We start from the raw sequence: 22,347 nt of genomic DNA on the forward strand, positions 1-22,347 counted from the left end.
GCTACTCTCCTTGCTCTGCCGAAGCGTTGGCCGAGGGGTCGGTCGAAGGGGCTGTCGAAGGGCTGGTCGAAGGGTCTGCCGAAAGATCCGGAGAGGGGTCGAGGGAGGAGACGCCCCAGTCCCGGGCCACCTCGGCGGTGTCCGCGCCCGGGCGGGCCGGCGGGCGGCGCAGGGCGCCCGGGGTGGCGGAGAAGCGCGGGGCGGGGGCGGGCTGGGTGACGCCATCCGCCTCGACGTACGTCCCGCGCGCCGACAGGTGGCCGTCGGCGGCGGCCTGACGCATCGTCAGAACCGGTTCCACGCAGGCGTCGGAGCCCGCGAAGACGGCCTCCCACTCGGCCCTGGTCCGGGTGGCGAAGCGGGCCGCGATCAGGGCGCGCAGTTCGGGCCAGCGGGCGAGGTCGTACTGGCCGGGCGCGTCCGGGCCCAGCCCCAGCAGCCGGGCGAACTCCGCGTAGAAGCGCGGCTCCAGCGCGCCGACGGCCAGGTGGCCGCCGTCGGCCGCCCGGTAGACCGCGTAGAACGGCGCGCCGCCGTCGAGCAGGTTGACGCCCCGGCGGTCCTGCCAGTGGCCGGCCGCGAGCAGGCCCCACAGCATGCTGCCGAGGTGTGCCGCGCCGTCCACGATCGCGGCGTCGACCACCTGGCCGGCACCGGTGGCGCGGGCGTGGTGAAGTCCGGCGAGCAGGCCGACGACCAGGTAGAGCGAGCCGCCCGCGTAGTCGCCCAGCAGGTTGGCCGGGATGCCGGGGGGCTCCTCGGCCCCGCCCGGCGCCGCCACCATGCCGAGCACCCCGGCGACCGCCGCGTACCCGAGGTCGTGCCCGGCGGTCGCGGCCCGGGGGCCGTGCTGCCCCCAGCCGGTCATCCGCCCGTACACCAGCGCCGGGTTGCGCGCGAGGCACTCCTCGGGCCCGACCCCGAGCCGCTCCGCGACGCCCGGCCGGTAGCCCTCGATCAGCAGGTCGGCCCGCTCGACCAGGTCCAGCACCCGTCCGGGGCCCTCGGGGGACTTCAGGTCGATCAGCACCGAGCGCTTGTTGCGGTTGCTGAGGTCGTACGCCGGGTCGGTACCGAGCGGCGAGGGCTCCGGCCGGTCCACCCGCACCACGTCGGCCCCGAGGTCCCCCAGCAGCATCGCCGCGAACGGCCCCGGCCCGATCCCGGCGAGCTCCACCACCCGCACGCCCGCCAGCGGGCCCCCGGCCGTCGACCCACTGCTCGCGTCACCCATTGGCTGCTGAACCCTTCCCGATGGGTTTGACAGTAAAGCTGTAACACTCGGGATGATAGGCAAGCGACCCGTCAGTAACAAGACCTCCGCACCCAGCCCCGCCCACCGGTTCCGGACCGGCTCGGCACGCGCCCGAAATCCACCGGCGGCCAGCTCCGTAATGGTCTATCCTGCGATGCAGCCATTACGAAGACGGGGGTAGCGCCATGACCACCATCGACCGAGCCGCGCGCACCGACCGCACCGGCCGCACGATCGTCACCGTCTCCGAGCGGCTGGTGCTGACGCGGCCGCAGGAGGGGGACGTCGAGGCGGTGTTCGCGATCCACGGCGACCCGGAGACCAACCGGTACAACCCGTACGGGCCCCAGCGGGACCGGGCGGCGAGCCGGGAGATGCTGGACGGGTTCGTCGCCGACTGGGTGCGGGACGGGGTGGGGTACTGCACCGTCGCCACCAGGGAGGACCCGGAGACGGTCATCGGCTTCGCCGGGCTGTACCTGCACACCCTGGACGGGGAGCGGGTGTTCAACCTCTACTACCGCTTCCGGCCGTCCGCCTGGGGCCGGGGGTACGCGGCCGAGGCGGCCCGGGCGGCGATGGCCGAGGCGCTGCCGCGCCACCCCGGCATCCCGGTGATCGCCCTGATCCACGCCGACAACCTGCCCTCCCGCCGGCTCGCCGAGCGGCTCGGCCTGGTCGCCGACCCGGACGGCCGCACCGACGAGGAGGACCGGCTGATCCACCGGATGGCCTGAGCCCGGAGATCCCCCCGCCCGGAGATGCCGGCCCGGAGATCCCCCGCCAGGGGGAGCGGGATCGCGCCCCGGGCGGAGGCCCCGGGGCGGGGCCCGGCGGGACCGTGGGGGCATGAGGATCAACGAGCACATGGTGCGGGCCGGGGCGGCCTGGACGGCGGTGGCGGCGACCGGGCCGTACCTGACCCTGAAGCTGCTCTGGCTGACCGGGCACCCGGTGGGGACTGACGACCCCGGCGCGATGGACCGGCTGTGGGTGGTGAACCTGCTGACCTTCGGCATGGACGCGATCGCCGTGGCCCTGGCGCTGGCGTTCGTCCGCCCGTGGGGGCGGCGGGCCCCGGCCGGGCTGGTGGCGTTCCCGATGTGGGTGGCGACCGGGCTGCTCGGCACCATCCTCGTCGCACTGCCGCTGTACCTGCTGAGCCTCCTGGTACTCGGCCCCGAACACGGCGACCCGGACGACAAGGGCCTCGGCGACTGGGTCTTCCTCGTCGTGTACGGCGGCTTCGTCGTCCAGGGCCTCGCCCTGATCACCGCCTTCGCGCTGTACGCCCGCCGGCGCTGGGCCGGGCTGCTCCGGGAGCGGACCGGCGACCTGCCCGACTCCCCCACCCTGACCGTGCAGCGCGCCCTCGCCTGCGTCGCCGCGCTGCTCGCCGCGGGCGTCGCGGCGGGCCGGGCCTACTGGGCGCTCGGCGGCACCGCCGGACTGCCGCAGAGCATGGCGGAGGACCACAACCGGGGCGTGGTGGTGATGGACGGGGTGACCGCGGTGATGGCGGTCGCCGCGGCGGCGGCGCTGCTGGTCCTCGTCTTCCGGATCCGTCCGGGGCGCCGGCTGCTCGGGCCGCTGACGGTGGTCTGGACGGCGGCCGGCTCGTTGTTCGGCTGGGGCGGCTGGCAGCTGGTGGCCTTCGGGGCGTCGACGACCCGGGTGACCGAGCTGCGGATGGCCGTGCCCGGGCTGCTGACCCTGGTGCAGGCCGCCCAGGTGGTGGCCGCCGTACTGGTGCTGACCGTCGGGGCGGTCGCGCTCACCGAACGGGGCGCCCACCGGCGCGCCGCTGCCGTAGAGTCGCGCGGGTGATCACGGGGGTGGGCGGCCGCTTGCGGCGTACGGCGGGGGCGGCGGTCGGGCGGCGGGCGCGGCTGCGCTGGGTGCACCTGGTGCTGGGCGGCGCGCTGCTGATGCCGTACTGGATGCTGTCGGTGGTGCTGTTCGGCGCGCTCAACCCCGACCAGTCGCCCGCCCGCCAGCTGCTGCTGTACGTCCTGTCGCTGCTCACCTCGCTGCCGATGGCCGCCGTCACCGCGCTGGTGCCGATGGTGCGGGGGCTGGAGGGCGCGGCCGCGCGGGCGCTGTGCTCGGTGGCCCGGCCGGAGGAACTGGCCACCGGACCGGCCCGCTCCTGGGCGGCGCGGTGGCGCACCGCGCTCTGGTACGTCCTGCACGTCCTGTTCGGCGGGGTGGTCGCCGGGATGACACTGGCCGGCACCCCCTTCGCGGTGGTGCTGGTCGTCGGCTTCTCGGGGACCGAGGAGTTCGTCCGCACCTGGGAGCGACACTTCCCCGGCTGGCTGGTCACCGGTCCCGCCCTCGGCCTCGGCGTGCTGCTGCTGATCGTCGGCACCAACGCCGTCTGCGGCGCGCTGCTCGCCCGCTGGGCGCCCGCCCTGCTCGGCCCCACCCCGGAGGAGCGGGTGGCCGCCGCCGAGCGCCGGGCCACCGTGCTCGCCCAGCGCAACCGGCTGGCCCGCGAACTGCACGACTCGGTCGGGCACGCGCTCAGCGCCGTCGGCATCCAGGCCTCGGCCGCCGCCCGGGTGCTGCGCAGCAATCCGGACTTCGCCGCCGAGGCGCTCGCGGCGATCGAGGAGACCGCCCGGTCCGCCGTCGCCGAACTCGACACCGTACTCGGACTGTTGCGCGAGGAGGACCCGGAGGCCGCCGAGCCGGCCGGGCCCACCCTCGGCGGGCTGGACGACCTGCTGCGCCAGCTCGGCCGCGCCGGGGTGGCGGTGGACGCCGAGCTGGCGCCCGGGCTGGCCGGCCTGCCGGGGGCGGTCTCCCGCGAGGCGTACCGGATCGTGCAGGAGGGCCTGACCAATGTGCTGCGCCACGCCGGGCCCGCCCCCGCCGGGCTGCGGGTCGGGCTGGCCGACGGCCGGCTGGAGATCGAACTGACCAACCCGCTCGGCCCGGCCCGGCCGAGCCGCCCCGGCGGCGGGCGCGGACTGCGCGGGATCGGGGAGCGGGCGGCGGCCCTGCACGGCGGCAGCACGGCGGGGCCGGACGAGGACGGAACGACATGGCGGCTGGCCGTCTGGCTGCCGGTGGAGGGGACGACGTGAACCAGAGCGTGACGCAGGACGTGAACCGGAACGTGACTCAGAGCGTGGACCGGGACGTGGACCGGAACGTGGACCGGAACACGAGCGGGGACGCCGACGTCATCCGGGTGGTGATCGCGGACGACGAGCGGCTGGTCCGCCTGGGCCTGCGAGTGGTGATCGACAGCGAACCCGACCTCACCGTGGTCGGCGACGCCGCCGACGGCGCCGAGGTCGTCCCGCTGGTGCGCGAACTGCGCCCGGACGTGGTGCTGATGGACGTCCGGATGCCCGGCATCGACGGCATCCGGGCCACCGAACAGCTGGTCAACGGGATGGCCGTGCCGCCGCGCATCCTGGTGGTCACCACCTTCGAGCACGACGACCACGTCTACGACGCGCTGCGCGCGGGCGCCGCCGGGTTCCTGCTGAAGCGGGCCCGGGCCGAGGAGATGGTGCAGGCGGTACGGCTGGTCGCCCGCGGGGACTCGCTGCTGTTCCCGGCGGCCGTCCGCGACCTCGCGCTGCGCCACGGCGCGGACCGGCGGCGGGAGGCGGGGTCGGCGGACCGCGGTCCGATCGGGCGGCTGACCGAGCGGGAGGGCCAGGTGCTGCGACTGATGGCCACCGGCCTCAACAACGGGGAGATCGCGCGGCAGCTGGTGGTGAGCCAGGAGACGGTGAAGACGCACGTCGGCAGCGTGCTCTCCAAGCTGGGCGCACGGGACCGCACCCAGGCGGTCATCGCGGCGTACGAGTCGGGCTTCGTGCTGCCCGGCTGACGCCCGCCCGGCCGCTGCCCGGCCCGCACCCCGGCCCGCACCCGGCCCTCCGGCACGGCGGGAGCGTCGAACACGGATTCCATCCGATCGGAACCAGCGAGTAGAGTGCGGATTTCCCCCTGCAACGTCCGATACCTCCCGTATCGCCTGGAACGAACTGGTGGCCGCATGACAGTCCGGACCCGTCCCGCGCTCTGGTGGCGCATGGGCATCGTGCTCTCGGCGGGCCTCGGCCTGATCCTCGGAACCGCGCCGCTGGTCTACTTCACCGTGCAGAGCAACGTGATCGTGTTCGGCTACTTCATCGGCGCGGTCTACTGGATGCTCAAGCGCGACACCGTGGACGCGCCCGCGCCCCGGCTGCGCGGCGCCGCCACGCTGTACATCCTGATCACCGGCCTGGTCTCGCACGTCCTGCTCCAACACGGCGCCAACCCGCTGCCCGGCCTGGTCAGCGGGCCGGACAAGCTGGCGCACTGGTCCTCGTTCTTCCTGCACTACGTGACGCCGGTGATGGTGATCGCCGACTGGCTGGTGCTCAGGCCGCGCAACGCCGCCGCCTGGAAGGACATCCCGCTCTGGCTGGCCTTCCCGCTCGGCTACGCGGCGATCGTGCTCGCCCGCAACGCCCTGTTCGACGACTACCCGCTGCCCTACCCGTACTTCTTCTTCGACCCGACCACCAAGGGCTACGGCTACGTCTGGGGCCAGATCGCCCTGCTGACCGTCGAGTTCGTGGTGCTCGCCGCGCTCGTCGTCGGACTGGACCGGCTCGGGACGCGGATCGCGGGCAGGCTGCGGCCGGCGGCGCAGACCTCCTGACCCCGACGGACCGCCGCGGCGGCCGGCCTCGGATCCGCCGACCTCGGATCCGCCCGGCGCGGATCCGGTCCGGCCGTACCCGCCGGTACCCGTCCGCGCCCGGCCTCAGGCGGCGGGGGCGTCCTCGGGGAAGGCCGCGTCGAACCCGGCCCGGTGCGCCTTCCAGAACGCCACCGCGTGGTCCACGAAGACCCGGCGCCGCTGCTCCCGCACGCTCAGGTCGTGGATGTACGCCTTCACCGTCTTGCCCTCCGCGGCGGCGGCCTCGCGGATCGCGGCGAGCTCGTGCTCCGTGTACTCGATGGTGAGCGCAGGCATGCCGCCGGTGCTACTGGAGCGCAGGGCAGTCGGGGCCGCGGACGGCGGATTTCCGCCCGCGGTCGGAACGGCCGCTGTCGGGACCTCGCGGGACCGTTCCGCCGCCTCCGGCAGTAGGCGCTACATCGGCTCCACCGCCCGCAGTTCGCCGTCCAGCTCCAGCCACCGGGTGAGCCCCAGGCCGCGCAGGAACGCCACGTCGTGGCTGGCCACGATCAGCGCGCCCTGGTACGCGGCCAGCGCCTGGGTGAGCTGGCGGGCACTGGCGAGGTCCAGGTTGTTGGTCGGCTCGTCGAGCAGCAGCAGCTGCGGCGGCGGGTCGGCCAGCAGCAGGGCGGCCAGCGTCGCGCGGAACCGCTCGCCGCCGGAGAGGGTGGCGGCGGGCTGGTCGGCCCGGGCGCCGCGGAACAGGAAGCGGGCGAGCCGGGCGCGGACCGCGTTGTCCCCGGCGGCGGGGGCGAACAGCTTGACGTTCTCCACGACGGAGCGCTCGTCGTCCAGCAGATCGAGCCGCTGCGGGAGGTGCCGCAGCGGCACCGGCGTGATCACCTCCCCCGCCAGCGGGGCGAGTTCGCCCGCGATGGTGCGCAGCAGGGTGGTCTTGCCCGCGCCGTTGCGGCCGACCAGGGCGATCCGCTCGGGCCCGCGCAGGTCGAGGTCGGCGGTGGTGCCGTAGGGCAGCCGGACCTTGTCCAGGGTGAGCACGGTGCGCCCGGCCGGGACGGCGGTGCGTGGCAGGTCGATCCGGATCTCGGCGTCGTCCCGGACGGCCTCCTCGGCCGCGCTGACCCGCGCCCTGGCCTCCTCCAGGCGCTCGGTGTGCATGCCCTGGAGACGGCCGGCCGTCTCCTGGCCCTTGCGCTTGAGCATCCCGGCGAAGATGTGCGGGTCGTTCCGGGTGACCGAGCGCTTCTTGCCGTACGCGGCACTGCGGTCCAGCCGGATCCGGGCCTCGGCCAAGTCCCGTTTCTGGCGCTGGACGTCGGCCTCGGCGTTGCGCAGCACCCGCTCGGCCGTCTCCTGCTGGGCCGCGAGGGTGCGTTCGTACTCCTCGAAGTTGCCGCCGTACCAGGTGACTTCGCCGTCCCTCAGGTCGGCTATCTGGTCGACGTGCCGGAGCAGTTCGCGGTCGTGGCTGACGATCAGCAGCACGCCGTTCCAGCCGGCCACCGTCTCGTAGAGCCGCTCGCGGGCGGCCCGGTCGAGGTTGTTGGTGGGCTCGTCGAGCAGCAGGACGTCGGGGCGGGCCATCAGCAGGGCGGCCAGCCGCAGCAGCACCGCCTCGCCGCCGGAGAGTTCGCCGGTGGTGCGGTCGAGGCCGAGGCGGCGCAGGCCGAGCCGGTCGAGGGTGGCGCGTGCGCGCTCCTCGACGTCCCAGTCGTCGCCGATCGCGTCGAAGTGGCGCTGGTCGGTGTCGCCGGACTCGATGGCGTGCAGGGCCTCGCGGGTGGCGCGGATGCCGAGCGCCTCGTCCACCCGCAGGGTGGTGTCGAGCGTCAGCCCCTGTGGCAGGTAGCCGAGTTCGCCGTCGATCCGGACGGTGCCGCCGGTCGGGGTGAGTTCGCCGGCGATCAGTCGCATCAGGGTGGACTTGCCCGCGCCGTTGAGCCCGATCAGGCCGGTGCGGCCGGGGCCGACGGCGAGGTGGAAGCCGTCCAGGACGGGCTTGCCGTCGGGCCACTCGAACGAGAGCTCGGTGCAGAGGACGGCGGTGGTGGTGGGTTGGTGTGCCATACAGGCCTCCCGGGGTGGTTGCCGAAGGGGTGGTGAGCAACACGGGGAGACACCGCGGGGTGCGGAACCGGGGACGGCCGGAAGGGGATGAGAGGTGGCGTCACGCAGAGGAGCGCCACGGGCCGTGACTGAGGTCGCACACTCGCGCACCGCGCGACGGCAGCAGGGCCTGCGCGGCGGGGGCGGTGTCCCGGGACCTCAGTAGAGCAACGGCCTTCTCCTTGTCTGGCTGATGACCCGGACCACGGTAGGCAGCCGCTGCGCCCCCCGCAACCGATTTACCGGCCCCCGCCCGACGGAGGCCCGGTGCCGATCCCGTGCCGATCCGGTGGCAGCTTCGTCCCGGTCCGGTGACGGCTTCGTCCCGGTCCGGTGACGGCTCCGTCCCGGCCAGGGGCGGATGTCGGGAGTTCCCAGGCCTCATGGCAGACTCCTCACCTGCCATGCCTGCGGCCGAGTGGGGCCGCACCCGGGGAACGGGCCGCATGGCGGTAGTCCAACAGGGGGATTTGAACTCATGTCACCGATATCCCGGCCGGGCCGTGCCGTCCTGGGCGCCTCCGTCGTCGCGCTGACCATGGTGGTCGCCACCGCGTGCGGCCCCGACAACGCCGACCCGGCCGCCACCGCGGCTCCCAGCGCCGCCGCCAGCGTCCCCGGCAAGCCGGGCGCGGCCCCGATCAAGCTTCCGACGCTCGAGGAGCTGAAGACCTGGAAGCTCGACGACTGGGACAAGTGGGCCCAGGCGAACGTCATCACCCCGGCGGTCAAGGGCTACTGGACCCTGCAGAAGCTGCTGGAGGCCAAGCCGAAGCCGCTGCCGGCGCCCGCCCCGGACGCGACCCAGCCGCCCGCGCAGCCCACCGGCGCCGCTCCGGCCACCAGCGCGCCCGCCCCGGCCCAGCCGACCGCCCAGCCCACCGCGGCCCAGCCCGGCGGCGGCGCGGACCAGTTGCCCGCCATGGTCCCGGCCAAGCCCGTCGCGCACCCGTTCCCGAAGAACATGCACGTCAACGGCAAGATCTTCTTCAAGGACGGCAACGAGGACTACGTGTGCTCCGGCACCGTCGTCTCCGACCCGGCCAACCCGGGCAAGAGCAACCTGGTGTGGACCGCCAGCCACTGCCTGCACGGCGGCAAGGGCAACAAGTACTACACCGACATCACCTTCGCCCCGGCCTTCAACAGCAACGGCGTGCTGAGCAACGGCAACAAGCAGGCCAAGCTGGAGGACGCCGAACCGTACGGCGAGTGGACCGCGACCTCCGGGATGGTCTCGCCGCAGTGGACCGCCGAGGCCGACCCGGAGAAGGGCGGCCCGTGGAGCCAGTACGACTTCGGCATCATCAAGGTCACCAACCCCACCCCGGGCGGCAAGTCGCTGGAGGAGACCGTCGGCGGCTCCGTCCCGCTCTGGTTCAACGCCCCGCGTGACCAGGTCGGCGCCGTCAGCAACTACGGCTTCCCGGAGGGCAAGCCCTTCGACGGCGTGGAGCTGGAGCACTGCGACGGTGGCAAGCCGTCCAAGAAGACCGGCGACCCGAGCCGCCCGGCGATGCTGCTGATCGGCTGCAACATGACCGGCGGCAGCAGCGGCGGCGGCTGGTTCACGACCAAGGACGGCAAGCCGGCCCTGGTCAGCGACACCTCCATCGGCAACGGCGCGAACACCTACGAGGCCGGTCCGTACCTGGAGGACGTGGCCCAGCACATGTTCGAGTACTTCTCGAAGAAGGCCAAGTGATCCACCGGTGATCCGGTAGTCCGGCGATCCGGGGGCCGCGGCCGAGCCAGCCGCGGCCCCCGGCTCTTCCGCGCCCGCTCGCCCCGTTTTTCCGCTGCCCGGGCCGCTCCTCCTACAATCGGCCCCATCATGAGCGCGACACTCGTAGTCAAGGACCTCAGCGCCGGCCACGGCGAACGCACCCTCTTCTCCGGCCTGGACCTGGTCATCGCCCCCGGCGACGTGATCGGCCTGGTCGGCGTGAACGGCGCCGGCAAGTCGACCCTGCTGCGGCTGCTGGCCGGCCTGGACACCCCCGAGGGCGGCTCGCTGCGGCTGAGCCCGGCCGGCGCCAACGTCGGCCACCTGCCGCAGGAGCCGGAGCGGCGCGAGGGCGAGTCGGTGCGCGACTTCCTCGCCCGCCGCACCGGTGTGGCAGCCGCCCAGGCCGCGCTGGACGAGGCCACCGAGGGCCTGGTCGAGGGCCGGCCGGGCGCCGACGACGCGTACGCGGCGGGCCTGGACCGCTGGCTGGACCTCGGCGGCGCCGACCTGGAGGAGCGCGCCGAGGAGGTCGCCGACTCGCTCGGGCTGAAGGTCTCGCTGGACCTGCCGATGACCGCCCTGTCCGGCGGCCAGGCCGCGCGGGCCGGCCTCGCCTCGCTGCTGCTCTCCCGCTACGACGTCTTCCTGCTCGACGAGCCCACCAACGACCTCGACCTGGACGGCCTGGAGCGGCTGGAGTCCTTCGTCAAGGGCCTGCGCGCGGGCACCGTGCTGATCAGCCACGACCGCGAGTTCCTGGCCCGCACCGTGACCAAGGTGCTGGAGCTGGACCTGCACCAGCAGCAGGTCAACCTGTACGGCGGCGGCTACGAGGCGTACCTGGAGGAGCGGGCGGTGGCCCGTCGGCACGCCCGCGAGGAGTACGACGAGTACGCCGACACCAAGGCCGGGCTGGAGGCCCGGGCGCGGATGCAGCGCGGCTGGATGGAGCACGGGGTGCGCAACGCCCGTCGCAAGTCCTCCGACAACGACAAGATCGGGCGTGCGGTGCGCGCCGAGTCCACCGAGAAGCAGGCCTCCAAGGCCCGGCAGACCCAGCGGATGATCGAGCGGCTGGACGTGGTCGAGGAGCCGCGCAAGGAGTGGGAGCTGCGGATGGAGATCGCCACCGCGCCGCGCTCCGGCTCGGTGGTCGCCACCCTGCGCGGGGCGAGCGCCCGGCGCGGCGACTTCGCCTTCGGCCCGGTGGACCTCCAGATCGACTGGGCCGACCGGGTCGCCATCACCGGCGCCAACGGCGCGGGCAAGTCCATGCTGCTGGCCGCCCTGCTCGGCCGGCTGGAGCTGGACGGCGGCAGCGCCTCGCTGGGCTCCGGCGTGGTGGTCGGCGAGGTGGACCAGGCGCGCGGGCTGTTCCTCGGCGGGGAGCCGCTGGCGGACGCCTTCGCCGCCGCCGTACCGGAGCTCTCGCCGGAGGAGGTGCGCACCCTGCTGGCCAAGTTCGGTCTCAAGGCGGTGCACGTCATGCGTCCGGCCGCCACCCTCTCCCCCGGCGAGCGCACCCGGGCCGCGCTGGCGCTGCTCCAGGCCCGCGGGGTCAACCTGCTGGTGCTGGACGAGCCCACCAACCACCTGGACCTGCCCGCGATCGAGCAGCTGGAGTCCGCGCTCGCCTCGTACACCGGCACCCTGCTGCTGGTCACCCACGACCGCCGGATGCTGGACACGGTGACGGTGAACCGGCGGATCGAGGTCAGGGACGGTCGGGTGCACGAGCTCTGAGCCGCCGCTGACCGGCGATTGGTCTCTACCTCTTCCCGGAGGGGCCGTCATGTGCTGTGCTGTCCGCCATGGTTGACAGCACAGACAGCGCCGTGGCGGGGACGTCCCACCCGACCGTCCCGCTCACGCCCATGACGGTGCCCGCCCACGAGGCCGAGGCCCGCAGCAGGACCTTCCACCAGGTGATGGCCCAGCGCCGGACCGTCCGCGACTACTCCACCCGCCCGATCCCGGACGGGGTGATCGAGTGGGCGGTCCGGACCGCGGGCACCGCGCCCAGCGGCGCACACGTCCAGCCCTGGCGGTTCGTGGTGATCACCGACCCGGAGCGCAAGCGGCGGCTGCGCGAGGCGGCCGAGGCCGAGGAGCGCGAGTTCTACGGCCACCGGGCCTCGGCGGAGTGGCTGGCCGCGCTCGCCCCGATCGGCACCGACTGGCGCAAGCCGTTCCTGGAGGACGCGCCGGCCGTGATCGTGGTGTTCGAGGTGCACAAGGGCCCCGACTCGCCGCGCCCGTACTACACCAAGGAGTCGGTGGGGATCGCGGTCGGACTGCTGCTGGCCACCCTGCACCAGGCCGGACTGGCCACGCTGACCCACACCCCGAGCCCGATGAGGTTCCTCAACGAGGTGTGCGACCGCCCGGCCGAGGAGCGCGCGGCGTACGTGATCCCGGTCGGCTACCCGGCCGAGGGGGCGCGCGTGCCGGATCTGCGGCGCAAGGAGCTCGACGAGGTGATGGTCCGGCTCTGACGCGCCGGGGCACGGCCGGACGCGCCCGCCACCGGGGGGACTCGCATGGTGACAGGTCCCGGCCAAGGACATAATCGCCGCCATGAGCCGAGCACAGCCACGGTCCTGTGGCCTCGCCCCGCCGGCCGTGGCGGTGACCGCCGGGCGGCCGCCGGAACGGCTGCGGCTGCCCGGCGGCCTCTGGCTGCGGCGCCGCCGCAGCACCCACGCGGAAGCGCTGAACCGGGCCGTCCGCGCCAACCTGGACCACCTGCGGCCCTGGATGGAGTGGGCGGCCGAGGCCCCGTCCCGGGCCCGGACCGCCGAGCTGACCCGGGCCGGCGCGGCCGCCTGGGAGGCCGGCACCGACTTCATGTACCTGGCCGGGCTGGACGCCGAACCCGGCGGCGTGATCGGCGCCTTCGGCCTGCACGGGCGGATCGGCCCGGGTGCGCTGGAGATCGGCTACTGGGTCGCCACCGGGCACGTCGGCCGCGGCATCGCCACCGCCGCGGCCGGGGCGCTGACCGAGGCCGCGCTGGCGCTGCCCGGGATCACCCGGGTGGAGATCCACTGCGACCAGGCGAACGGCGCCAGCGCGGCCGTCCCGCGCAAGCTCGGCTACCGGCTGGACCGGATCGCCGAGGCCGCCGTCCGGGCTCCGGGCGAGACCGGGCGGCAGCTGGTGTGGGTGATGGAGCGCCGGGCGCGCTCCGAGCGCCGAAAGCCCTGAGAGCCCCGAACGCCGGCCCTCAGTAGCGCTCGCCGGTCGGGGCCGGCAGCGCGTCCAGCTCGGCCAGGTCCGCCGCCGAGAGCTCCACCCCGGCCGCCCCCACGTTGTCCACCAGGTAGCGCGGCGTCCGGGTGCCCGGGATCGGGAAGACGTACCGGCCCTGCGCCAGCACCCAGGCCAGCGCGACCTGCGCGGGAGTGGCGCCGATCCGCTCGGCGACCGCCCGCACCGTCCCGACCAGCTCCAGGTTGGCCTTCAGCGCGTCCTGCTGGAAGCGCGGCAGGCGACGGCGGAAGTCGTCGTCGGCCAGCTCGTCGAAGGAGCTGATGCCGCCGGTCAGGAAGCCCCGGCCGAGCGGCGAGAACGGCAGGAAGGCGATGCCCTGCTCCTCGGTGTACGGCAGCACCTCGGCCAGCGCGTCCCGGGTCCACAGCGACAGCTCGGACTGCACCGAGGCCACCGGGTGCACGGACTGCGCCCGCTTGATCTCCTCGACGGTCGCCTCGGAGAGGCCGATGCTCCGGGCCTTGCCCGCCGCGACGACCTCGGCGAAGGCGCCCCAGGTCTCCTCGATCGGGACCTCCGGGTCGACCCGGTGCAGCTGGTACAGGTCGACGTGGTCGGTGCCCAGCCGGCGCAGGCTCTCGTCGATCGAGCGGCGCACGTGCTCGGGCCGGCCGTTGCGCTCCTGCTGGCCCGCGCCGCCCGGCACGATGCCCGCCTTGGTGGCCAGGAAGGCGCGCTCCCGGTACGGGCCGGCCAGCGCGGCGCCGACCACCTCCTCGTTGGTGTAGGGGCCGTACATGTCGGCGGTGTCGATCAGGGAGACGCCGAGGTCGAGCGCCTGCCGGATCACCCGGACGGAGTTCTCGTCGTCCCGGCTCCCCATGTCGTAGGCCCAGGTCATGCCCATGCAGCCGAGGCCGATGACGCCGATCTCAGGTCCGCCGGTACCGAACGAGGCGTTGCGCATGGTGGTGCTCCCATCGTGGTTCGCGTGGTGGTGCGTGATCAACGCCTTCAGCATTCACCTTCGAGTGCACTCAAGGTCAAGCCCCTTCCGCCCGGCCCGCACGGAGGAGCGGTCGGGGAACCGGACCACGGTGGTCACCATCCTCCTGACGAGGGGTCACGCGTTCGACAGAACGATCCACGGGGGTGGACATGTCCCAGGGCGGAACTGCCGTCGGCATCCTGTTCGGCGCCATCGGACTGCTGGTCGTCGGCCTGGGGGTGGTCAAGCCGGTGCTCGGGGTGCGCCGGGCCCGGCTGCGGGTCCGGACCCTGGCCGAGGGGCTCCCGGCCGAGGCCCGCTGCCTGGAGACGTACACGACGCAGGAGCGGGTGGGCTCGGACTCGTCCCGCCGGCGCACCCGTACGGGACGGTCCCGCGACCGTCTGCACCGCCGACCCGAACTCCGGCCGCCTGTTCTGCCCGACCGGCGGTCTCCCCACCCCCAGCCTCCTCCACGTGCCGTGACGGGTCGCCAGGGCCGCTTCGACCATTCCTGAAGCGTGCCCCCGATGGGGCTTCCGGGACCGGGAAGTGCTTGACGTGCACAGCTGGTCTAGTCCAGTTTGATGTTCAGCACCCCGCCCCGCACCGGACCACCCCCAAGGCCGCCGCCCCGCCCCGTGCCTCCCCCCTCGCGGCGCGGGCGGCCACCATGTCCCGAGAGGCACCCCCATGCCCAGCGCGCCCCAGCACGCCTCCACGCGCCGCCGCCCCGCCCGTCGGACCGCCCTGCTGAGCCTCGCCGCCGCCACCGCGCTCGCCGCCGGCGGCCTGGCCGTCCTCGCCGGGAACGCCGGAGCCGCCGACGGCAACCTGCTCGCCGACGGCGGGCTGGAGAGCGGCGCGACCGGTTCCTGGAGCTGCTCCGCCGGCACCGGGAGTGTGGTCGACTCCGGTGCGCACAGCGGGACGTACGCACTCAAGGGGGCGGTCGGCGCGAGCGACACCGCGCAGTGCGGACAGACCGTCGGCGTCCGGCCCGGCACCGAGTACACGCTCAGCGCCTGGGTGCGGGGCCGGTACGTCTACCTAGGCGCCACCGGCAGCGGCGTCACCGACCCGGCCACCTGGACCGCCGGCGGCGCCGACTGGCAGCAGCTGTCAACGAGTTTCACCACCGGACCGGCCACCACCAGCGTCACGGTGTACCTGCACGGATGGTACGGGCAGGGCGGCTACCTCGCCGACGACATCGCGCTGACCGGCCCCGGCGGCGGCAACCCGTCGACGCCGCCGCCGAGTTCGATGACGCCGAGCCCGACCGGCTCGCCGACGGGCACCCCGCCCGGCACGCCCACCGGCGACCCGGCCACGCCGGGGCCGAGCGTCGCACTTCCGGTCGCCCCGTACATCGACATGGGCGCCTGGTCCACCCCCTCGATGCCCGGCCTGGCCGAGGCCGGCGGCCTCAAGGGCTACACCATGGGCTTCGTCACCGGCGTCGGCTGCAAGGCCAGTTGGTTCAACGCCTACGACCCGCGCACTGCCTGGGCCAAGGACCAGGTGGACGCGCTGCGCGCGGCCGGCGGCGACGTCAAGGTGTCCTTCGGCGGCGCCGCCGGCACCGAACTCGCCGCCGCCTGCGGCACGGTGGACGCGCTGTTCGCCGAGTACGACGCCGTGGTGAAGGCCTACGGCCTGCGCTACGTCGACTTCGACGTCGAGGGCGCGGCCATCGCCGACACCGCCGCCAACGAGCGCCGCTCCGCCGCGCTCGCCAAGCTCCAGCAGGCCCACCCCAGCCTCAAGGTGTCCCTCACCCTGCCCGCCCTGCCCGAGGGCCTGACCAGCGAGGGCGTCGCCGTCGTCAGGTCCGCCCGGGACGCCGGGGTGGCCGTCGACCTGGTCAACATCATGGCGATGGACTACTACCGGAGCGGGACCGACTACGGCGACGCCACCGTGCAGGCCGCCCAGTCGCTGTTCGGCCAGCTCAAGGCGCTCCACCCGGCGAGGACCGACACCCGGCTGTGGGCCATGGTCGGCGTCACCCCGATGATCGGCGAGAACGACGACCACCAGGTCTACAACCAGGCCGACGCCCAGCAGTTGCTGGCCTTCGCCCGGCAGAACCACCTCGGGATGCTCTCCTTCTGGGACGCCACCCGGGACGCCAACGCCTGCACCGGCGGCCCGCTGTCCGCGTGCACCGGCATCCCGCAGCAGCCGTACGAGTTCGCGAGGATCCTCGGCCAGTACGCGGGCTGATCCGCCGCCCACCGGCCCCGTCCACCGCCCGCCGCCCATCCCCACTGCCCATCCCCACCGCCCAACCCCACCGGTGGAAATTGGCATCTCATCGTCCCGGACCGTCGATTACAGTCCGTCCCACCTGTACGGCACGAGGGGGCGGACATGACGGTCCGGGACGACCACATCCAGTTGAGCACGACCACTCCGGCCTGCGACGAAGCAGCCGGCGCGGACGTCACCGCCGAGGAGCTCGCCGCCTTCAGCCGCACCCTCGGCCGGCTGCGCGCCCTCCCCGCCCACGACCGCACCCGGCTGCACGCCGAGCGGCAGCTCAGCTCCTTCGTCATGGAGAGCCGCAAGCGCCGCCGCCAGGAGGCCCGGCAGGCCCAGCGACAGGCCGACGCCGACCTGCTCGCCGCCACCGCGACCGGCCGCCGGACCCGCCGCGAGGACGCGCCGCTGGCCGCGGCGGACGGGCTCCCCGGGCCGGTCGGCGAGCTGCGGATCCCGCGCAAGTGCTACGTCTGCAAGCAGGCCTACCGCCAGGTCGACGGCTTCTACCACATGCTCTGCCCGGACTGCGCGGCCGACAACTCCGCCCGCCGCGCCCTCGGCACCGACCTGCGCGGGCGCCGGGCGCTGCTCACCGGCGGACGGGTCAAGATCGGCTTCCAGCTCGCCCTGATGATGCTGCGGGACGGCGCCGAGCTGACCGTCACCAGCCGCTTCCCGCAGGACACCGTCCGCCGCTTCCGGGCCGCCGAGGGCAGCGGGCAGTGGTGGGAGCGGCTCACCGTCGTCGGCATCGACCTCCGCGACCCGCGCCAAGTCATCGGCCTGACCGACCGGTTGCGTGCCGAGGGCCGCCCGCTCGACATCCTGGTCAACAACGCCGCGCAGACCCTGCGCCGCCCGCCCGAGTCGTACGCGTTGCTGGCCGCGGGCGAGCAGGACGCCCTGCCCGCCGCCGACCGCCGGGCGATCGGCCACGCCGCACCCGGGTTCCGTCCGGCCACCGGACTCGCCCGACTCCCCTCCGGCGCCGGGCCCTTGCCGGACCTCACCGACGAGGCCGGACTGCTGCCCGACCTCGCCCCCGCCAACTCCTGGTCCGCCACGCTCGGTTCGCTCGACCCGGCGGAGGTCCTGGAGACCCAGCTGGTCAACGCGCTGGCCCCGGCCCTGCTCTGCGACCGGCTACTGCCCCTGCTGCTGGCCTCACCGCACCCCGCCCGCTACATCGTCAACGTCACGGCGGTGGAGGGCCGGTTCGCCGTCCGCAACAAGACCGCCCGCCACCCGCACACGAACATGGCGAAGGCCGCGCTCAACATGCTCACCCGCACCAGCGCGGCCCAACTCGCCGACCAGGGCGTGCACATGTGCGCCGTCGACACCGGGTGGATCACGGACGAGAACCCGGCGCCGAAGAAGGCCAGGATCGCCGCCCACGGGTTCCGCACCCCGCTCGACATCGTGGACGGCGCGGCCCGGATCTACGACCCGATCGTCCGCGGCGAGGCCGGGGACCCGGTGTCGGGGGTGTTCCTCAAGGACTACCGGGTGGCGGAGTGGTGACGCCCGGGCGCGCCGGCGCGGCGGCGGCTCAGGTGTCGTAGCAGCCGCACCAGGGGGCGTCGAAGCCGAGGCCGTCGGGGTACAGCTCGAAGTGGACGCGCTCGTCCTCGTCGTCCTCGTCGTCCTCGCCTTCTTCGTCCTCCTCATAGTCCTCGCGGACCAGGCCGAACAGCTCGCCGTCGACGTGCACAGCGAACGGGGCGATCGCGATGTCCCGGTACTCCCGGCCGGGCAGGGCGTCGAGCCCCTCCGCCAGCAGGCGCTTGGCCTCCGCCGCGTCGCCGGCGGAGCGGATCCGCGAGTCGAGGTGTCGGCCGGCGGCGTCGAATCGGTGCAGGACGGCGTAGTACCGGCCGACCCCGAGGCAGACGGCCGAGGCGAAGAACTGGCCGCCCTGCCAGCAGCCGATGGTGTTGGTGCGGTAGTCGGGCCGGTGGCTGATGGGGATGACGTCGGGAACGTTCACGGTCGCACCGTACGGGCGGCCTGTGACAGTGGCCGACTCAGCGCCCGGTGGGGAGGTTGGCCCCGCCTGTGCAGTCGAACACCACCCCGGTGACGAAGCTGTTGGCGGCCAGCATGTGGATCGCCCGGGCGACGTCCTCCGCGCGGCCCACCCGGCCGACCGGGGTGGTGGCGGCGAGGCCCTCGAACAGCGCGGCCCGCTGCTCGGCGGGGACGCGGTCCCACCACGGGGTGTCGATCACGCCGGGCGAGACGGCGTTGACCCGCAGCGGGGCGAGCTCGACGGCCAGCGGCGGGACCATCGCCTCCAGCGCGCCGTTGATGGCGGCCAGTCCGGCGGTGCCCGGGATGGCTGCGCGGGCCGAGGCGGCGGTGATCAGGGTGACCGAGCCGTCCTCGCGCAGGTGCGGCAGCGCCGCCTGGAGGACGCGCACCTGCGGCCAGAACTTGGCGTCGAAGCCGGTCGCCAGCTCGGCCAGGTCCAGCCCGGCGAACGGCCCGGCGCCGGCCGCGCCGCTGACCGCGACGACCAGGTGGTCCACGGTGCCGGCCCCGGCGAAGAACTCGGCGAGGGCGGCCGGGTCCGCCGCGTCCAGGCGGCGACCGGTGCTCCGTCCGCCGATCCGGGCGACGGCGGCGGCCAGCCGGTCGCGGTCGCGGCCGGTGACCACGACCTCGGCGCCGTCCGCGGCGAAGGCGGTGGCCGCCGCCTCGCCGATGCCCGAGCTGCCGCCCATCACGACGACGCGCTGTCCGGCGAAGGGGTTTGACGCAGTGCTCATGGTGGGGCCTTCCGACTTGTCGAGACCGATGGTTCCGGCAATGATGCTTGTCGAGACTGCTAGTCTTGTCAAGTGACGGCAGGAGGAGAGGGAACACGATGAGCGAGAGCGCCGACGCCACCGAGAGCGCCGAGAGCGCCGAGGCCTCCCCGGCCGTACGCCCGCACACCGGGCGCCGCCGCAACGAGGCCGCCCGCCGGGCGATCCTCGACGCCGCACTGCGCCTGCTCGCCGAGTCCGACGGCACGCCCGTCACCATCGACGCCATCGCCCGCACGGCCGGCGTCGGCAAGCAGACCGTCTACCGCTGGTGGCCCTCCAAGGGCGCCGTCCTGCTCGACGCCCTCACCGACCGCGCCGACCAGGACGTCCACGGCCCCGACACCGGCGACCTCCGCACCGACCTGCGCGCCTTCATCACCACCACCTTCGAGGCGGCCCAGCGCGAGACCACCGCCTCCGCCCTGCGCACCGTCACCCGCGAGGCCGCCCGCGACCCGCACCTCGCCGAACTGATGCGGACCTTCACCGCCGCCCGCCGCACCGCCCTGCGCGACCTCCTCGCCAAGGCACGCGACCGCGGCGAACTGGCCGGGACCACCGACCTGGACCTCATCGCCGACCAGGTCTACGGGGTGTTCTGGTACCGCTTCCTGCTCGGCCACGGCCCCCTGGACGCCGACACCGCCGCACGCCTCGCCGACTCCCTCATCCCCTGACCCGCAACCCCGCCCGAACCCGAAGAAAGCCTTCTTCACCCTCGCCGACTACTACGGCACCCACTGTCCCCGCCGTTGCGCAGGAAGTCGGCCCGCCCGACTTCCTGCGCAGCGGGCCGCCAGGCACCAGTCGTAGAGGTCGCAGGGGCCGCAGCGCGAGTGCGCGGCCAGAAGAAATATGTCGACCGATCCACATACTCGAAGACCAGCCCAGCACAGGCATCCGGCCCAGCCGACTTCTCGCGCCACACAGCAGGATCAGCCACAGAATATGACGGTCGGTCTACATAGCCCCCACCCCACGCACTACCGGGCGCACAGAAAGTCGGCCCGGCCGACTTCTCACTCAGAAGGCCAACATAAGACCAGCAGAAATAGACTAACCGGTCTACATATTCACTCGGGACGCGGCCAACGCAGAAGCCGAACAGGCCGGCCGCACCGCACCTGGCCGGAGAGCGCCAGTAGGCGGGCGGCGATGCTGCGCGCAGGAAGTCGGGCCGGCCGACTTCCTGCGCCGCGAACCCGCAAGGCGCCAGACCCGCAAGCCGGCCACGCAGCCCAACAAGAACACGAGGCCCGCTACATACGCTGGGATCAGGCCACGCAGAAAGGCGCCCGGCCGACTTCTCGCGCCGCACAGCAGGATCGGCCCCAGAATATGACGGTCGGTCTACCTAGCCCCCCACTCACGCACCTCCCGGCGCACAGAAAGTCGGCCCGGCCGACTTCTCACGCAGAAACCAATGCAGGGCACCAAGAAATAGGCCAACCGGTCTACATATTCGCTTCGGGATGCGACCACCGCAGAAGTCGAACATGCCAGACCTCGCAGGGAGACGGGCGGCAATGCCGCGGCGCAGGAAGTCGGGCCGGCCGACTTCCTGCGCAGTGAAATGCCGGGCGGCGGCCACCAAGGTACGTGCACGGCCCGGCGGAACATGGCGTCCGATCTACACGCGCTGGGGGCAAGCCGCAGCGCTGGGATTTCAAATTGGTCGGCCTCTCGCGCGGCGCTAATCAGCGCCGGGCGTCGAATATGACGGCCGGTCTACATATAGCGCCCAGGCCCGCTCGACAGTGCGCCCAGGCCCGCTCGGCAGTGCGCACAGGAAGTCGGGCGGGCCGACTTCCTGCGCAGGGTTCAGGGTGCAGGGTGAAGGGTGAAGGGGCAGCAGGCGGAAATGCGGCCTGGTCGAGAAGTCGGACGGGCCGACTTCTCGCGCTGTGTCTCGGGGAGGAGGGGAGAGATGGGACGGGCTCATGCGGGGGCTGGGCTTCGGCGGCGGCGGTGGTAGGCCCAGGCCAGGGCGAGGGTGATCGGGCCCCAGAGCATTGCCGTCGAGGTGCAGATCCGGCCCAGGGCCAGCCACCAGCCGTTGCTGAAACCGACCTCTTCGAACAGGCCCAGCCAGGCGAGGGGCATGCCGTCGAAGAGGACCACCAGGACCAACCCGCCCAGCACGGCCGGGACGACCGCCGCGAGTGGCGGCACCCGGCGGCCCCGCAGCACCGGCACCCAGCGCGGGAACACCTCGCCCCACCCGCTGACCAGCCCGAGGGTCAGGATCGTCAACGCCTCGGTGACCACGCTCAGGCCGATCACGTACGGGGTGGACCACCAGACGTAGGCCGGGGCGGCCGGGTCGACGGTGCCCATCCGGAAGTCGAACGCGAACGGCAGTCGCCACAGGCAGTGCGGCAGCACGATGAACGGGAGGGCCTTGGCCAGTCGCAGGGCCCACCGGGGAACGGGGCGTTCGGTGTCGCCCACCGGGATGTTCTTCAGCATGGATCCACCGTCCCGGACACCACACCCGCCCCACGTCCACCGCAAGGCCCCTTCGCCTCCCCCACGCGAGCCAACCGGCCGTCAGCACAAAGGTCGAGACGGGCCGTCAGGCCCGGAGCTCCAGGCCGACGGAGCCTTCAGCAGACCGAGGCGGTACACCCAAGAGGTGCGGTGCGTGTGCGGCGCGTGTGCGGCGCCAGGCTGGTCGCCGTGCTCCTCCGACGTGACGCGATCCGCCCCCGCCCGTCCGGCTGAGGGCGGAAGGCCCTTCGCGCCGGAACTCACCTGGACGGCGTGACCGGGGCCCGCATGCCGAGCCACTGCTCGGCGCCCCAGGCCTCGAACCGCTCCACCTCGGTGAATCCCAGCTTCGCCGCGAGGCGCAGCGAACCGGTGTTGGCGGTCTGGGTGGTGAGCACCACGGGCTCGCCGGGCAGGACGCCGTCGAACCAGCCGAGCGCCGCCGCGCACGCCTCGGCGGCGTACCCGGATCCCCACGCCCACGGCAGGAAGAGGTAGCCGAGATCGGCCTTCCCCGCGGCAGCCGGACGGCGGTGTCCGGTCGCCCTCCTGAGCAGGATCCGGCCGATCATCGCCCCGTCGAGATCGACGACGAAGCTCCCGGGCCACCGCCCGGGCGCCTCGGGCATCTCGCGCTCGAGCTCGTCACGCGGGCGGGGACCGCCGAGGTAGGTGTGCACCTCCGGCGAGGCGAGCAGTTCGATGAACGCCTCGCGGTCCCTCGCCTCGGGCTCACGGAGCACGAGCCGCTCGGTCCTGATCGGCTCCGGCGGCCACGCCGCCACTCCTAGATCCTCCATCCGGGCAAGCTAACAGATGGTCATA

At 73.6% G+C, this 22,347-nt stretch carries 21 protein-coding genes; 13 read left to right on the forward strand and 8 right to left on the reverse strand.

Features of this window, described 5'->3' with window-relative positions; all coding sequences use genetic code 11:
• Position 1: 1 nt before the first annotated feature.
• Positions 2-1,234, reverse strand: coding sequence for a CaiB/BaiF CoA transferase family protein (locus tag ACZ7RU_RS31140; protein WP_470344308.1), 1,233 nt, complete (start codon positions 1,232-1,234; stop codon positions 2-4).
• A gap of 206 nt (positions 1,235-1,440) precedes the next feature.
• On the opposite strand from ACZ7RU_RS31140, the gene ACZ7RU_RS31145 reads away from it, so the two are divergent.
• The 5 genes from ACZ7RU_RS31145 (at position 1,441) to ACZ7RU_RS31165 (ending at position 5,930) form a co-directional block, all read left to right on the forward strand.
• Entirely contained in the window at positions 1,441-1,992 is a 552-nt protein-coding gene (locus tag ACZ7RU_RS31145; protein ID WP_470344309.1) for a GNAT family N-acetyltransferase, read from the forward strand.
• Between the two features lie 112 nt (positions 1,993-2,104).
• Complete coding sequence (locus ACZ7RU_RS31150; RefSeq protein WP_470344310.1) at positions 2,105-3,082, forward strand: hypothetical protein; 978 nt, start codon at positions 2,105-2,107, stop codon at positions 3,080-3,082.
• Positions 3,079-4,347: a sensor histidine kinase gene (locus ACZ7RU_RS31155; protein ID WP_470344311.1), complete on the forward strand. Its 1,269-nt coding sequence runs from the start codon at positions 3,079-3,081 to the stop codon at positions 4,345-4,347. The genes ACZ7RU_RS31150 and ACZ7RU_RS31155 overlap by 4 nt, the downstream gene beginning before the upstream one ends.
• A gap of 68 nt (positions 4,348-4,415) precedes the next feature.
• Positions 4,416-5,108 carry a response regulator gene (locus ACZ7RU_RS31160; protein ID WP_470344403.1) on the forward strand — a complete coding sequence of 231 codons (693 nt, stop codon included), beginning with the start codon at positions 4,416-4,418 and terminating at the stop codon, positions 5,106-5,108.
• 168 nt (positions 5,109-5,276) lie between these two features.
• Positions 5,277-5,930 (forward strand): Pr6Pr family membrane protein, encoded by a 654-nt coding sequence (locus ACZ7RU_RS31165; protein ID WP_470344312.1) that lies wholly within the window; start codon positions 5,277-5,279, stop codon positions 5,928-5,930.
• Between the two features lie 105 nt (positions 5,931-6,035).
• Here the strand turns inward: ACZ7RU_RS31165 and ACZ7RU_RS31170 are convergent, their stop codons facing one another.
• Positions 6,036-6,248, reverse strand: a complete 213-nt coding sequence (locus ACZ7RU_RS31170; RefSeq protein ID WP_470344313.1) for a hypothetical protein — start codon at positions 6,246-6,248, stop codon at positions 6,036-6,038.
• 120 nt (positions 6,249-6,368) lie between these two features.
• On the reverse strand, positions 6,369-7,982 hold the full coding sequence (locus tag ACZ7RU_RS31175; RefSeq protein ID WP_470344314.1) for an ABC-F family ATP-binding cassette domain-containing protein: 1,614 nt from the start codon (positions 7,980-7,982) through the stop codon (positions 6,369-6,371).
• 517 nt (positions 7,983-8,499) lie between these two features.
• Here ACZ7RU_RS31175 and ACZ7RU_RS31180 point away from each other — a divergent pair.
• From ACZ7RU_RS31180 to ACZ7RU_RS31195, 4 genes are all read left to right on the forward strand, one after another.
• Positions 8,500-9,726: a trypsin-like serine peptidase gene (locus ACZ7RU_RS31180; RefSeq protein ID WP_470344315.1), complete on the forward strand. Its 1,227-nt coding sequence runs from the start codon at positions 8,500-8,502 to the stop codon at positions 9,724-9,726.
• Between the two features lie 129 nt (positions 9,727-9,855).
• Positions 9,856-11,493, forward strand: a complete 1,638-nt coding sequence (locus ACZ7RU_RS31185; protein ID WP_470344316.1) for an ABC-F family ATP-binding cassette domain-containing protein — start codon at positions 9,856-9,858, stop codon at positions 11,491-11,493.
• Positions 11,494-11,561: 68 nt separating this feature from the next.
• Positions 11,562-12,245 (forward strand): nitroreductase family protein, encoded by a 684-nt coding sequence (locus tag ACZ7RU_RS31190; protein ID WP_470344317.1) that lies wholly within the window; start codon positions 11,562-11,564, stop codon positions 12,243-12,245.
• A gap of 82 nt (positions 12,246-12,327) precedes the next feature.
• Positions 12,328-12,957: a GNAT family N-acetyltransferase gene (locus tag ACZ7RU_RS31195; protein ID WP_470344318.1), complete on the forward strand. Its 630-nt coding sequence runs from the start codon at positions 12,328-12,330 to the stop codon at positions 12,955-12,957.
• Positions 12,958-12,976: 19 nt separating this feature from the next.
• On the opposite strand, the gene ACZ7RU_RS31200 is transcribed toward ACZ7RU_RS31195, so the two are convergent.
• Positions 12,977-13,930 carry an aldo/keto reductase gene (locus tag ACZ7RU_RS31200; protein ID WP_470344319.1) on the reverse strand — a complete coding sequence of 318 codons (954 nt, stop codon included), beginning with the start codon at positions 13,928-13,930 and terminating at the stop codon, positions 12,977-12,979.
• 185 nt (positions 13,931-14,115) lie between these two features.
• Between ACZ7RU_RS31200 and ACZ7RU_RS31205 the strand changes: the two genes are divergently transcribed.
• From ACZ7RU_RS31205 to ACZ7RU_RS31215, 3 genes are all read left to right on the forward strand, one after another.
• The gene (locus tag ACZ7RU_RS31205) at positions 14,116-14,469 is read left to right on the forward strand and encodes a hypothetical protein (protein ID WP_470344320.1); all 354 of its coding nucleotides are present in this window, start codon (positions 14,116-14,118) and stop codon (positions 14,467-14,469) included.
• A gap of 175 nt (positions 14,470-14,644) precedes the next feature.
• On the forward strand, positions 14,645-16,180 hold the full coding sequence (locus tag ACZ7RU_RS31210; RefSeq protein WP_470344321.1) for a carbohydrate binding domain-containing protein: 1,536 nt from the start codon (positions 14,645-14,647) through the stop codon (positions 16,178-16,180).
• Between the two features lie 147 nt (positions 16,181-16,327).
• Complete coding sequence (locus ACZ7RU_RS31215) at positions 16,328-17,743, forward strand: SDR family oxidoreductase (RefSeq protein WP_470344322.1); 1,416 nt, start codon at positions 16,328-16,330, stop codon at positions 17,741-17,743.
• Positions 17,744-17,771: 28 nt separating this feature from the next.
• Here the strand turns inward: ACZ7RU_RS31215 and ACZ7RU_RS31220 are convergent, their stop codons facing one another.
• Both ACZ7RU_RS31220 and ACZ7RU_RS31225 read right to left on the reverse strand, forming a co-directional pair.
• Complete coding sequence (locus ACZ7RU_RS31220) at positions 17,772-18,209, reverse strand: hypothetical protein (RefSeq protein ID WP_470344323.1); 438 nt, start codon at positions 18,207-18,209, stop codon at positions 17,772-17,774.
• A gap of 37 nt (positions 18,210-18,246) precedes the next feature.
• Complete coding sequence (locus ACZ7RU_RS31225) at positions 18,247-18,990, reverse strand: SDR family oxidoreductase (RefSeq protein WP_470344324.1); 744 nt, start codon at positions 18,988-18,990, stop codon at positions 18,247-18,249.
• Between the two features lie 98 nt (positions 18,991-19,088).
• Between ACZ7RU_RS31225 and ACZ7RU_RS31230 the strand changes: the two genes are divergently transcribed.
• A complete protein-coding gene (locus ACZ7RU_RS31230) occupies positions 19,089-19,709 on the forward strand; it encodes a TetR/AcrR family transcriptional regulator (protein WP_470344325.1) in 621 nt (206 codons plus the stop codon).
• Between the two features lie 1,261 nt (positions 19,710-20,970).
• Here ACZ7RU_RS31230 and ACZ7RU_RS31235 read toward each other — a convergent pair.
• Both ACZ7RU_RS31235 and ACZ7RU_RS31240 read right to left on the reverse strand, forming a co-directional pair.
• Positions 20,971-21,501, reverse strand: coding sequence for a hypothetical protein (locus ACZ7RU_RS31235; RefSeq protein WP_470344326.1), 531 nt, complete (start codon positions 21,499-21,501; stop codon positions 20,971-20,973).
• Between the two features lie 281 nt (positions 21,502-21,782).
• Positions 21,783-22,322 (reverse strand): GNAT family N-acetyltransferase, encoded by a 540-nt coding sequence (locus tag ACZ7RU_RS31240; protein WP_470344327.1) that lies wholly within the window; start codon positions 22,320-22,322, stop codon positions 21,783-21,785.
• Between the last annotated feature and the right edge of the window lie 25 nt (positions 22,323-22,347).

It is taken from the genome of Kitasatospora sp. NPDC114501, from assembly GCF_055633695.1.